This is a genomic window from Streptomyces sp. NBC_00873 (assembly GCF_045207415.1).
Lineage (GTDB): Bacteria > Actinomycetota > Actinomycetes > Streptomycetales > Streptomycetaceae > Streptomyces.
Genome location: NZ_CP108803.1, coordinates 2,658,415 through 2,671,110, shown reverse-complemented (window position 1 = coordinate 2,671,110; position 12,696 = coordinate 2,658,415). Strand labels below are relative to the sequence as shown.

The following is a 12,696-nucleotide window of genomic DNA, read 5'->3' as shown; positions in this document are numbered from 1 at the left end:
TTTCACCAAAGACCTCAAGGGGCGGGCGAGCCGCGCCGACAAAGGATGCGTGAGTACCCTTGCGCACACCATGATGACCGCCGCCCGCTCCGTCGATTCCGGCCTCGCCGGCTCGGGTGAACTTGACCGCTACCCCTATACGGAGGCGCCGGCCGGCGAGCGCGCCGCCATCCGTTCGTGGGACGGCACCGATGCAGAGCTGGGGCGGGCGAGCCGGCGGGGTTCGGCCAGCCGCGGCCGTGGCCTCCACGGACAGCTCGTTCAGCAGCTCGGTCAGATGATCGTCTCCGGTGATCTGGGCGCCGATCGCCCGCTCGTGCCGGAGGAGATCGGCCAGCGTTTCGAGGTCTCCCGCACCGTCGTACGTGAGTCTCTGCGCGTTCTTGAGGCCAAGGGCCTGGTCAGCGCCCGGCCCAATGTGGGTACCCGCGTCCGTCCGGTCAGCGACTGGAATCTGCTGGATCCCGACATCATCGAATGGCGAGCCTTCGGTCCGCAGCGCGACGACCAGCGTCGTGAGCTGGGTGAACTCCGTTGGACGATCGAACCGCTCGCCGCTCGCCTCGCCGCCGGTCACGGCCGTGAGGACATTCAGCAGCGGCTCGGTGACATGGTCGAGATCATGGGGCACGCGCTCACGCAGGGCGACGTGATCACATACTCGCGGGCCGACGCCGAGTTCCATTCCCTGCTGATCCAGGCCGCCGGCAACCGCATGCTCGAACATCTCTCCGGCATCGTCTCTGCCGCCCTCCAGGTCTCGGGTGGTCCGGTCACCGGCTGTGACCGCCCCGGCGAGGCGTCCCTCGGTCACCACGTCCGGATCGTCGACGCCCTCGCGACCGGCGACGCGGCGGGTGCCGAGGCGGCCATGCGTCAATTGCTCGTCGTCCACCCCGAGGTGGAGCGGGTGGTGCCGGCGCCGCGCGAGCACTGACCGCGGTACGGCCAGGGTGTACGAACCATGTGTCGCCGGACCCTCGCGGTCCGGCGGCTCAATTGTTGAAGGATGTCGCTCTTGGTGGCATTCGCCGTAAATGGGGTGTGACTCGGGCCACGCGGATTGGGCGTAACACTTCTTGAGACGGTGCGATGACTTAAGAGGTGACCGCCGCGGAAGGAATACAGCAGCCATTGACGGCGCTGTGCAGTTCTGAGGCCAAACCTGCGCCGTCGGTACATTCCCAGCCCGACGGTCGTCGGCTCCAGCCCTCTCCCGGGCCGGGCCGGAAGCCGTTTTCCATCGTTCCGAGAGGTTGTTCGTGTCGGCCAGCACATCCCGTACGCTCCCGCCGGAGATCGCCGAGTCCGAGTCTGTGATGGCGCTCATCGAGCGGGGAAAGGCTGATGGGCAGATCGCCGGCGATGACGTGCGTCGGGCCTTCGAGGCTGACCAGATTCCGCCAACCCAGTGGAAGAATGTTCTGCGCAGCCTCAACCAGATCCTCGAGGAAGAGGGTGTGACGCTGATGGTCAGTGCCGCGGAATCGCCGAAGCGCGCCCGCAAGAGCGTCGCAGCGAAGAGCCCGGTCAAGCGCACCGCCACCAAGACTGTCGCGGCCAAGACGACCGTGACGAGGACCGTCGCGGCCACCGCCGCCCCGTCGGCCGAAACCGTGGACGTGGTGGCCGACGACGCTGCCGCGGCCAGCCCTGCGAAGAAGGCGGCAGCCAAGAAGACGGCTGCCAAGAAGACCGCCGTGAAGAAGACGGCGGCCAAGAAGACTGCAACGAAGAAGGCAGGCAAGAAGGACGCCGACGAGCTCCTCGACGGTGACGAGGTTGTCGAGGAAGTGCAGGTCGGCAAGGGCGACGAGGAGGAGGGCGAGGGCGAGAGCAAGGGATTCGTCCTCTCCGACGACGACGAGGACGACGCGCCCGCGCAGCAGGTCGCCGTCGCAGGCGCCACGGCCGACCCGGTCAAGGACTACCTGAAGCAGATCGGCAAGGTCCCGCTCCTCAACGCCGAGCAGGAGGTCGAGCTCGCCAAGCGCATCGAAGCGGGCCTGTTCGCCGAGGACAAGCTGGCGAACTCCGACAAGCTCGCGCCGAAGCTCAAGCGCGAGCTGGAGATCATCGCCGAGGACGGGCGCCGCGCCAAGAACCACCTGCTGGAGGCCAACCTCCGTCTCGTGGTCTCGCTGGCCAAGCGTTACACCGGCCGCGGCATGCTCTTCCTGGACCTGATCCAGGAGGGCAACCTCGGTCTGATCCGCGCGGTCGAGAAGTTCGACTACACCAAGGGCTACAAGTTCTCCACGTACGCCACCTGGTGGATCCGTCAGGCGATCACCCGCGCCATGGCCGACCAGGCCCGCACCATCCGTATCCCGGTGCACATGGTCGAGGTCATCAACAAGCTCGCGCGTGTGCAGCGTCAGATGCTCCAGGACCTGGGCCGTGAGCCCACCCCGGAGGAGCTGGCCAAGGAGCTCGACATGACCCCCGAGAAGGTCATCGAGGTCCAGAAGTACGGTCGTGAGCCGATCTCCCTCCACACGCCGCTGGGTGAGGACGGGGACAGTGAGTTCGGTGACTTGATCGAGGACTCCGAGGCGGTCGTCCCGGCCGACGCGGTCAGCTTCACGCTCCTCCAGGAGCAGCTGCACTCGGTGCTCGACACCCTCTCCGAGCGTGAGGCGGGTGTGGTCTCGATGCGCTTCGGTCTCACCGACGGTCAGCCGAAGACCCTCGACGAGATCGGCAAGGTCTACGGCGTGACGCGTGAGCGCATCCGTCAGATCGAGTCGAAGACCATGTCGAAGCTGCGCCACCCGTCGCGTTCGCAGGTGCTGCGCGACTACCTCGACTAAGTCGCGGGAGTAGGCAGGCCGAGGGCCCGGTTCCGAGGAACCGGGCCCTCGCCGCATGTGCGGGTGCGGTTGCCGACATGGTGGATGACTCTGAGTGGGCATGATCCACCGCAGAGTCAGGAGTACGCATGTCCCGTAACGTCGTCCGCGCCATGACCGGGCCGCTCGCCCTGGTTGCCGCGGCAGCCGTGATACCGCTCGGGTCCCCGGTTCCGGCGGCTGCCGACAGCATCGTCATCGGTGGGCAGCCGGCACATGTCAAGGACAGCCCGTGGGTCGTGGCACTGTCCAGCCGTAACCGATTCGGAGGTACCCGTGCGGGCCAGTTCTGCGGTGCCGCGCTGGTAGGGCCGACGAAGGTGCTGACCGCCGCCCACTGTTTAAGCCGGGAGGCACTCGGCACCGATGTGGGCCAGGTGCGCGACCTGCGGATCATTGCCGGGCGGGATGAGCTGACCGGCTCCGGCGGCCGGGAGGTTGCGGTCAAGGGGACATGGATCAACCCGGGGTACGACCCCACCACCAACTCCGGCGATCTGGCGGTACTCACCCTGGCCGATGCGCTCCCCGGAGAGAGCGTGATCCCGATGGCCACAGCCGGTGACCAGGCCGATGAGCCGGGTAGCGCAGCCCTCGTCTACGGCTGGGGGGACATCTCCGGGAACGGTGACTACGTGACGTCGCTCCGCTCCGCCCAGGTGCGTGTTCTGCCGGACAGCACGTGCCAGCGGGCCTACCCGGGTGGCAGAGGCGCCGCGTACGAGGCCTCGACGATGCTCTGCGCGGGCGAACCGCAGGGCGGGCACGACGCATGCCAGGGGGACAGCGGAGGGCCGCTGGTGGCCGGTGGGCGGCTCATCGGCCTGGTGTCCTGGGGGAATGGCTGTGGGGTCGCGGGCAGCCCCGGCGTCTACACGAGGATCTCCGCGGTGGCGGGCTGGATGGCAGGCAATAGCTGACCGGCATCGCTCCGTAGGCACGAGAACGGACGGCTCCCCCCTCGGTGGGGGAGCCGTCCGTCGCCCGGTACGGAGCCGGACCCTGGCTCGTCGTGGATGCGAGGTGTCAGTGTTGTTCCTCTTCGACGGCATTGGCCTGGATGGCCGTCAGTCGGTCCGTCTCATCCTGTATCTCCGCGGCGATCTTCTTGAGTTCCGGCTCGAACTTGCGACCGTGGTGGGCGCAGAAGAGCAGTTCACCGCCGCTGATCAGGACGACGCGCAGATATGCCTGGGCGCCGCAACGGTCACAGCGGTCTGCTGCGGTCAGCGGGCTCGCGGGGGTCAGAACAGTAGTCACGTCGCCTCTTCTCTAGCTCGACGAGCTGTCGTACCAGGGTCAACATCCAACCAGGCCGAAAACGTTCCCGCTCGTGGCTTTTCTTCGAAACTTCTTCTCAAGATGGCTGTCTGTTGCCGGTTCGCGGCGAATGTGCCGTATTGCGTAGCGCTACGGTTTCGCGTTGCTTGTATTGGTCGGTCGGTCCGTCCGGCCGGCTTGCCGGTTTGTTCATGAGGACGTGCCCGGAGCCTAAATGGTTCATGCCTCGAAGGGAACGTGATGTGCGCGTCACTCCAACGAGGGATCGAACGCGTATGCGAGGCTGGTCTAGTGTGAGCATTCCCCGAGGGTGGCGGTACAACCGCTCTACCAGGCCTCGGTACGCTCTCAGCGGCAACCGAAGCCGAGCCCGTTACCCACCTGGACCCCAAATGAAATTCAGCGAGGAGCGAACCGCGTGACCGCCGATACGTCCGTGCCGTCCACTGCGCTGCTGACCGGAGCAGACCGAGACGGCTCCAACTACACCGCGCGGCACCTTCTCGTGCTGGAGGGGCTTGAGGCGGTCCGCAAGCGCCCCGGGATGTACATCGGGTCGACCGACAGCCGTGGCCTCATGCACTGCCTCTGGGAGATCATCGACAACTCCGTCGACGAGGCCCTCGGCGGTTACTGCGACCACATCGAGGTCATCCTCCACGAGGACAACTCCGTCGAGGTCAGGGACAACGGCCGGGGCATCCCCGTCGACGTGGAGCCCAAGACCGGACTGTCCGGCGTCGAGGTCGTCATGACCAAGCTGCACGCCGGTGGCAAGTTCGGCGGCGGATCGTACGCCGCGTCCGGTGGTCTGCACGGTGTGGGAGCCTCCGTGGTCAACGCGCTCTCGGCCCGCCTCGACGTCGAGGTCGACCGCAACAGCGCGACCCACTCGATCAGCTTCCGGCGCGGGGTGCCGGGCATCTTCACCGAGCACGGGCCGGACAGCCCGTTCGACCCGGCCAACGGCCTCCGCAAGGGGAAGCGGGTCCCGAAGGCGCGCACCGGCACCAGGGTGCGCTACTGGGCCGACCGGCAGATCTTTCTCAAGGACGCCAAGCTCGGCCTGGAGACGCTCTACCAGCGGGCCCGGCAGACGGCATTCCTCGTCCCCGGACTCACGATCGTCGTACGCGACGAACGCGGTCTCGACGGTGAGGGCAAGACCGAGGAGACGTTCCGCTTCGACGGCGGAATCAGTGAATTCTGCGAGTACCTCGCCCAGGACAAGGCCGTTTGTGACGTGCTGCGGCTGACCGGGCAGGGCACCTTCAAGGAGACCGTGCCGGTCCTGGACGAGCGCGGGCACATGACGGCGACCGAGGTCACGCGTGAGCTGGCTGTCGACATCGCCATGCGCTGGGGCACGGGATACGACACCAACCTCAAGTCCTTCGTCAACATCATTGCCACCCCCAAGGGCGGCACACATGTGACCGGGTTCGAACGTTCCGTGACCAAGACGGTCAACGAGGTGCTCCGCTCCGCGAAGCTCCTGCGGGTCGCCGAGGACGACATCGTCAAGGACGACGCCCTGGAGGGCCTCACCGCAGTCGTCACCGTACGGCTGGCGGAGCCGCAGTTCGAGGGCCAGACCAAGGAGGTCCTCGGCACCTCGGCGGCCAACCGGATCGTCGCCAATGTCGTCGCCAAGGAGCTCAAGGCATTCCTCACCTCCACCAAGCGTGATGCCAAGGCGCAGGCCAGGGCGGTCCTGGACAAGGCGGTCGCCGCCGCGCGCACCCGCATCGCGGCCCGGCAGCACAAGGACGCGCAGCGTCGCAAGACGGCGCTGGAGTCCTCCTCGCTGCCCGCCAAGCTCGCGGACTGCCGCAGCGACGACGTGGACCGCAGCGAGCTCTTCATCGTGGAGGGGGACTCCGCGCTCGGCACGGCCAAGCTCGCCCGGAACAGTGAGTTCCAGGCGTTGCTGCCGATCCGGGGCAAGATCCTCAATGTCCAGAAGGCGTCCGTCTCGGACATGCTGAAGAACGCCGAGTGCGGCGCGATCATCCAGGTCATAGGGGCCGGGTCCGGGCGGACCTTCGACATCGACGCCGCCCGCTACGGCAAGATCGTCCTCCTGGTGGACGCCGATGTCGACGGCGCGCACATCCGCATCCTGCTGCTCACGCTCTTCCAGCGGTACATGCGGCCCATGGTCGAGGCGGGACGCGTCTTCGCCGCAGTGCCCCCGCTCCACCGGATCGAGCTGGTCCAGCCGAAGAAGGGCCAGGACAAGTACATCTACACGTACTCCGACGGCGAGCTGCGCCAGACGCTGCTGGAGCTGCAGCGCAAGAACGTCCGGTACAAGGACTCGATCCAGCGGTACAAGGGGCTGGGCGAGATGGACGCCGACCAGCTGGCCGAGACCACGATGGATCCGCGCCACCGCACACTGCGGCGGATCAACATCGGCGACCTCGAATCCTCCGAGCAGGTCTTCGATCTGCTGATGGGCAACGAGGTCGCGCCCCGCAAGGAATTCATCACCAGCTCGGCGGCCACACTGGACCGCTCGCGCATCGACGCGTGACCGGCAGCCGCGGTCTCCACCCGTGGGTGGAGACCGCGGCTCCACCCACGATCAACCCTGAGCCGATCCGCTGACGCGTAAGACCGACCGGCAATTGGGGGGTGCGTGCCCCAGCCCCGTGACGCCGCCCCCCCAATTGCCGGTCGGTCTAAATAGCAGCAGGTCAGGGTGGGTGTGGACGTGTGTGGGTGCCCGGTGGCCGTTGGTGGCTGCCGGGTGCCTGGTTCGGGGAGGGGCAGGCCGCGTTTTCCAGCGGGTTGAGGGGGACGGTGTAGCGAGTTGGTTCAGCGCGTTGATCGCGCGTTGGGTGGCCCGTTCGGGGTCGCGTTGGGTGAAGTAGGCGCCGCCGCACGTAGGTGGTGGTCCTCACGACGTTCGCGGACGACGACTCGCTTTTTCCTGCGCTGCAGGCGGGCGCCCGCGGCTACCTCACCAAGGACGCCGGGGGCGACGAGATCGTGCGGGCCATCCAGGCAGTGCTGTCGGGCGAGGCCGGGCTCTCGTGCGTGGTGCAGCGCCGTCTGCTGGAGCGGGTCACCACAGCACCGGCCCCCGCCGGGCCGCTGCCTGTGGAGTCGCAACTGCCCGACGGTCTCACGCCCCGCGAGGCGGAAGTACTCGTCCTGATCGCCGAGGGGATGTCCAACCAGGAGATCGCCCGCAGGCTGCACATCTCGCAGGCCACGGTGAAGAGCCACATCAACAATCTCTTCGCCAAGGCCGGGGTGCGCGACAGAGCGCAGGCCGTGCGCTATGCGTACGTTCGGGGTCTCGCACACCCGCCCGGGACATCCTTCACCTGAAGAGGTGAAGAGCGGCGAATGAAGTGCCCGGGAACTTCCTGATCTGCCCATTCTTGGGTACGCGGCCGAAGTGGTCCGTGGACAAGGGGAGTTGTTCGGTGGAGAAGGAAGCAGGGCGCGACGCTGCAGCGATGCGAGTCGACGACCCGTGGTACGACGCTCTGGCCTCCGGATGGGGCGAGCTGGACGGTGCGGGGGGCTTCGTGCCCGTCGGGCCACCCGGGCCCGTGGCCCCGCAGCGCAGCCACAGCGCGGCAGACATCTATCTGGAGGTGCAGCGCAGCGCGGCCTTCCAGGAAGTGCGCCGTCGATACCGGCGGTTCGTCGTCCCCGCCACCCTGGCCTTCTTCGTCTGGTACCTCGCCTACGTTGTCACGGCGGTCACCGCCCCCGGGCTGATGGCCCGTCCGGTCGCCGGGTCCGTCAACGTGGCGATGGTCGCGGGACTCGGGCAGTTCCTCACCACGTTCCTGCTCACCGGGGCGTACACACGTCATGCGCGGCTGCGCAGGGACCGGGCCGCGCTCGATCTGCGGTGGGAGACTCAGGAGATGACGCGGGGGATCGGGCGTTGAGCGGGAATCACCAGACCCTGGCCTTGCTTCTGTTCAGTGCATTCATCGCCGTGACGCTCGCCATCACCACCTGGGTCAGCCGCAACCGGCAGGGCTCGGCGGAAGAGTTCTATGCCGGCGGTCGGCTGTTCTCCCCCATGGAGAACGGTTTCGCAATCGCCGGTGACTACATGTCGGCCGCATCCTTCCTCGGTATCTCCGGCCTGATCGCGCTGTTCGGATACGACGGCATGCTGTACTCGGTCGGCTTCCTCGTCGCCTGGCTCGTCGTCCTGCTGCTGGTGGCCGAACTCGTCCGTAACTGCGGCCGATTCACCCTCGCCGACGTGGTGGCCGCGCGGATGGCGGAACGTCCGGTACGGATCGCGGCGGGCACCTCCTCCGTCACCGTCTCCGTGCTCTACCTGGTGGCGCAGATGGTGGGTGCGGGCAGCCTGGTCGCCCTGCTCCTCGGCGGTACGAGCAACGCCGCCCGCTCCTGGACCGTCATCGGGGTCGGGGCGCTCATGGTGATCTATGTGTCCTTCGGAGGGATGCGCGCCACGACCTGGATCCAGATCGTCAAGGCCGTCCTGCTGATGGCGGGCGCGACTGTGCTCACCGTGCTCGTTCTGGTCCACTTCCACGGCAACGTCAACGCGCTCCTCACCTCCGCCGCCGAACGGAGCGGGCACGGACTGAAGTTCCTCTCGCCCGGACTCAAGTACGGCGGCAGCTGGACCGCCCGATTCGACTTCATCAGCCTCGGGCTGGCCCTGGTGCTCGGTACGGCCGGACTGCCCCACATCCTGTCGCGCTTCTACACCGTGCCCACCGCCCGCGCCGCCCGCCGCTCGGTCGTCTGGTCGATCGGCCTCATCGGCAGCTTCTACCTGATGACGATCGTGCTCGGGTTCGGGGCGGCGGCGCTGGTCGGTTCGGCGGACGTACGGGCGTCGAATCCCGCCGGGAACACCGCCGTCCCGCTGCTGGCCCTGGTGCTCGGCGGCGGCGAAGGCTCCACCGGGGGAACGATCCTGTTCGCCGTGGTCGCCGCCGTGGCCTTCGCGACCATCCTCGCCGTCGTCGCCGGGATCACGCTTGCCTCGTCCGCCTCCGTGGCCCATGACCTCTACGCCTCGCTCAGGCGCCCGGGCTCCAAGCAGCACAGCGAGGTCACCGTGGCCAGGGTCGCCGCGGCCGGGATCGGGGTGGCCGCCATCGGGCTGGGCCTGGTCGCCCAGGATCTGAATGTGGCGTTCCTGGTGGGGCTCGCCTTCGCCGTCGCCGCCTCGGCCAATCTGCCGGTGCTGCTCTACTCGCTGTTCTGGGGGAACTTCACCACGCGGGGAGCGGTCTGGTCGGTCTGCGGCGGGCTGATCCCCGCGGTGCTGCTCGTCGTGCTTTCACCGGTCGTCTCCGGCAGCCCCACCTCGCTCTTCCCCGGCGTCGACTTCCAGTTCTTCCCACTGGAGAACCCCGGACTGGTCTCCGTCCCGCTCGGCTTCCTGGCCGGGTGGATCGGCACAGTCATGTCACCCGAGCCGCCCGACGACGCCAAGCATGCCGAGACCGAGGTCCGCGCGCTGACCGGGGCGGGGGCGGTGTAGCCGGTCCGGGAAAAGCGGGACTGGTTGTGGCTGCTGCGGGCCGGTGGTCCGTCACACAGGGATTCACAGGGAGCCCGAAGCCCAGGTGTAGCGGTGTTCCGGGCGGCCTGTCTCGCCGTACCGCAGTGTCAGCCGCACCCGCCCCGTCCGCTCCAGCAGCTTCAGGTAGCGCTGCGCGGTCTGCCGGCTCATTCCGGCGCTCTCCGCGATCTCCTGCGCGGAGAGCGGCCCCTCGGCGCCCTTGAGTGCCTGGCGGACCAGTTCCGCCGTGGTGGGAGAGTGGCCCTTGGGAAGGTCGGGTTCGCCCCCCGCCCACAGAGCGCCGAAGAGCCGGTCCACGTCTCCCTGCTCGGTCTCGCCGCCGCCCTCCAGAGTGTGATGCAGCGCCGCGTACGCCTCCAGCTTGGTACGCAGCCCCGAGTATGTGAACGGCTTCACCAGGTACTGGAGCGCGCCGTGCCGCATGGCCTCCTGGACGGTGGCGACGTCACGCGCCGCAGTCACCATGATCACGTCGGTGCGGTGGCCGAGCCTGCGCAGCTCCCGCACCACGGCCAGGCCATTGCGGTCGGGCATGTAGTGGTCGAGCAGGACGAGGTCCACGTGCTGCGACTCGACCGCGGCCAGGGCCTCGGCGGCGCTGTGCGCCTGCGCGGTCACCCGGAAGCCGGGCACCTTGGAGACATACGCCGCGTTGATCCGCGCGACCCGGATGTCGTCGTCCACGACCAGGACCTGGATCACTGAACTCCTCCCGTGAGGTCCGGCTCCGGAAGCCGTGTTTCCGCGAGACCCGGTTCGGTGAGTGCCTCGGGCAGTACGACAGTGAACTCGGCGCCGCCTTCCGGCGCCCCGTCGACGGTGGCGCAGCCGCCCTGTCGTTCGGCCAGCCGCCGTACCATCGCGAGGCCCAGACCGCGCTTGCCGTGCGCCGGGAGTTCCTTGGTCGACCAGCCCTCCGTGAAGACCGATTCGCGATTCTCGGGAGGGACGCCGGGGCCACTGTCGCGGACCCGCAGCACCACCGTACGGCCGTCCGCCCGCAACCCCACCTCGATCAGGGCGTCGTCCGATCCGGCGGCCGCGTCCAGGGCGTTGTCGACGAGGTTGCCGACGACGGTGACCAGCCCGCGCGGGTCCACCAGCCGGTCCGGGAGCAGCGTGCCGGGCGCCATGCGCAGCGAGACGCCGCGCTCCGCGGCGACCGTCGCCTTGCCGACCAGCAGGGCGGCCAGCAGCGGATCATGGACCTTCTCGGTGACCTGCTCGGCGGTGGCACGGTGGACGCCGACGACCTCGGTGACGAACTCCATCGCGTCCTCGTGCATCTCCAGCTCCAGCAGCCCCAGGAGGGTGTGCAGCCGGTTGGCGTGCTCGTGGTCCTGTGCGCGCAGGGCATCGATCAGACCACAGGTGGAGTCGAGCTCGCGGCCGAGGTGTTCGAGTTCGGTGCGGTCGCGGAGGGTGGCGACGGCGCCTCCGTCGGCGGTCGGCATCCGGTTGGCGAGCAGCACCCGGTTGCCGCGCACGGTCAGCAGATCGTCGCCCACCACCCGGCCGGCCAGCACGTCCGCGGTCCGCCCCCGGCCGAGCACGTCGTCGAGCGGGCGGCCCGCGGCGTCGGGGCCGAGCCCCAGCAGCCGCTGCGCCTCGTCGTTCAGCAGCCGGATGCGTCCCGTACGGTCCAGCGCGACGACCCCTTCGCGGATGCTGTGCAGCATCGCCTCGCGCTCGGTCAGCAGCGCGGAGATGTCGGAGAAGGCCAGGTCGTGGGTCTGTCGCTGGATGCGGCGGGAGATCAGGTAGGCAGCCAGCGCCCCGACGGCGAGCGCCCCGCCCGCGTAGGCGAGCAGCCCCGGGATCGCCGCCAGGAGCCGGGCGCGGACACTGTCGTACGCGATGCCGACCGAGACCGCTCCGACGATGTGGTCCGCGTTGTCGCGGAGCGGCACCTTGCCGCGGGCCGAGCGGCCGAGCGTACCGCTGTCGATCTCCATGATTTTTTTGCCCGCGAGCGCCGCACTGGGGTCGGTCGAGACGACCTTGCCGATCCGGCGGGTGTCGGTGTGGGACCAGCGCACCCCGTGCCGGTCCATGACGACGACGTACTCGGCGCCGGTGGACCGCCTGATCCGCTCCGCGGCGGATTGCACGGGCCCCCCGGGTGCGGGGGCGGTGGTGAGCAGAGACTCGGCGATCTGCGGCTGGGCCGCCGTGCTCTGCGCGATGGCGAGCGCACGGCGCATCGCCTCGTCGTCGAGCTGCGTGCTGAGGGGTGCCAGGAAGAGGCCGGTGGCGAGTACCGTGACGCCGCCGGCGATGGCGAGCTGCATCAGCAGCACCTGGGAGAAGACCCGCTGCGGCCAGCCGAGCCGTCGGGGTCTTCGGGGGGTGGGCGGTGGGGCGCTCATCATATGAAGGTAAAACGCAGCCCTGCGCTTCCTGAAATCTCTCTTCTTTCCAATTCACGCAATCCGCTGACGCGGCCATCGAGCACCTCGGCTTCCCCGGGGTGTCCTGCGACGACTCGGTCGCCGTCGAGCAGGCGCGGCGTCACCTGGTCCCGCTCGGCCACGAGCGCATCGGCCTGGTGCTCGGCCCTTCCGACCACGTGCCCTCGCAGCGCAAGCTCGCCGCCGCCCGAGCGCTCGCCCAGGCGGCGGGCACCACCGTGCCGGACGAGTGGGTGGCGAGGGCCATGTTCTCGCTGGAGGGCGGGCAGGCCGCGGCCATGCGCCTGCTGGACCAGGGTGTCACCGGCATCATCTGTGCCGGCGACCCGCTCGCGCTCGGCGCCATCCGCGCGGCCCGCCGCCGCGGCCTCTCCGTGCCCGGCGACGTCTCGGTCGTGGGGTACGACGACTCGGCCTTCATGAACTGCACCGAGCCGCCGCTGACCACGGTCCGGCAGCCGATCGAGGCGATGGGGCGCGCCGCCGTCGAGCTGCTCTTTGTGCAGATCGGGGGCCGTACCGTGCCCTGCGACGAGCTGCTCTTCGAACCGGAACTGGTGGTGCGGGGATCACTGCGCAGCCCCCGCGAACCACTTCCGGCTGA

General features: G+C 68.7%; 9 protein-coding genes and 2 pseudogenes. 8 read left to right on the top strand and 3 right to left on the bottom strand.

The genetic code is table 11. The annotated features are described in order from the left end of the window. The first annotated feature begins 49 nt into the window (after positions 1–49). The 3 genes from OH809_RS11980 (at position 50) to OH809_RS11970 (ending at position 3,772) form a co-directional block, all read left to right on the top strand. Positions 50–937 (top strand): FadR/GntR family transcriptional regulator, encoded by an 888-nt coding sequence (locus tag OH809_RS11980; protein WP_406422404.1) that lies wholly within the window; start codon positions 50–52, stop codon positions 935–937. A 325-nt stretch (positions 938–1,262) separates the two neighbouring features. Further along, entirely contained in the window at positions 1,263–2,813 is a 1,551-nt protein-coding gene (locus tag OH809_RS11975; RefSeq protein ID WP_406422405.1) for an RNA polymerase sigma factor, read from the top strand. A gap of 128 nt (positions 2,814–2,941) precedes the next feature. Then, positions 2,942–3,772, top strand: a complete 831-nt coding sequence (locus OH809_RS11970) for a S1 family peptidase (RefSeq protein ID WP_406515093.1) — start codon at positions 2,942–2,944, stop codon at positions 3,770–3,772. 106 nt (positions 3,773–3,878) lie between these two features. Here the strand turns inward: OH809_RS11970 and OH809_RS11965 are convergent, their stop codons facing one another. Then, a complete protein-coding gene (locus OH809_RS11965; protein ID WP_406422407.1) occupies positions 3,879–4,112 on the bottom strand; it encodes a hypothetical protein in 234 nt (77 codons plus the stop codon). Between the two features lie 439 nt (positions 4,113–4,551). Between OH809_RS11965 and OH809_RS11960 the strand changes: the two genes are divergently transcribed. The 4 genes and pseudogenes from OH809_RS11960 (at position 4,552) to OH809_RS11945 (ending at position 9,639) form a co-directional block, all read left to right on the top strand. Beyond that, positions 4,552–6,672, top strand: a complete 2,121-nt coding sequence (locus OH809_RS11960; protein ID WP_406515092.1) for a type IIA DNA topoisomerase subunit B — start codon at positions 4,552–4,554, stop codon at positions 6,670–6,672. 356 nt (positions 6,673–7,028) lie between these two features. Further along, positions 7,029–7,475 (top strand): annotated as a pseudogene (locus OH809_RS11955) (LuxR C-terminal-related transcriptional regulator); the annotation flags it as partial. Positions 7,476–7,606: 131 nt separating this feature from the next. After that, on the top strand, positions 7,607–8,050 hold the full coding sequence (locus OH809_RS11950; protein WP_406515091.1) for a DUF485 domain-containing protein: 444 nt from the start codon (positions 7,607–7,609) through the stop codon (positions 8,048–8,050). Then, on the top strand, positions 8,047–9,639 hold the full coding sequence (locus OH809_RS11945; protein WP_406422410.1) for a cation acetate symporter: 1,593 nt from the start codon (positions 8,047–8,049) through the stop codon (positions 9,637–9,639). Before OH809_RS11950 ends, OH809_RS11945 begins: the two co-directional genes overlap by 4 nt. A gap of 63 nt (positions 9,640–9,702) precedes the next feature. Here the strand turns inward: OH809_RS11945 and OH809_RS11940 are convergent, their stop codons facing one another. Together OH809_RS11940 and OH809_RS11935 are read right to left on the bottom strand one after the other, a co-directional pair. Beyond that, entirely contained in the window at positions 9,703–10,383 is a 681-nt protein-coding gene (locus OH809_RS11940; protein WP_406515090.1) for a response regulator, read from the bottom strand. Then, the gene (locus OH809_RS11935) at positions 10,380–12,050 is read right to left on the bottom strand and encodes an ATP-binding protein (RefSeq protein WP_406422412.1); all 1,671 of its coding nucleotides are present in this window, start codon (positions 12,048–12,050) and stop codon (positions 10,380–10,382) included. Before OH809_RS11935 ends, OH809_RS11940 begins: the two co-directional genes overlap by 4 nt. 68 nt (positions 12,051–12,118) lie before the next feature. Between OH809_RS11935 and OH809_RS11930 the strand changes: the two are divergent. Further along, positions 12,119–12,696, top strand: a pseudogene (locus OH809_RS11930) (substrate-binding domain-containing protein); the annotation flags it as partial.

Excerpts from the sequence above, each read along its gene's own strand:
- OH809_RS11970 (WP_406515093.1), top strand. The coding sequence starts at position 2,942 with ATGTCCCGTAACGTCGTCCGCGCCATGACCGGGCCGCTCGCCCTGGTT.
- OH809_RS11950 (WP_406515091.1), top strand. The coding sequence starts at position 7,607 with ATGCGAGTCGACGACCCGTGGTACGACGCTCTGGCCTCCGGATGGGGC.
- OH809_RS11935 (WP_406422412.1), bottom strand. The coding sequence starts at position 12,050 with ATGAGCGCCCCACCGCCCACCCCCCGAAGACCCCGACGGCTCGGCTGG.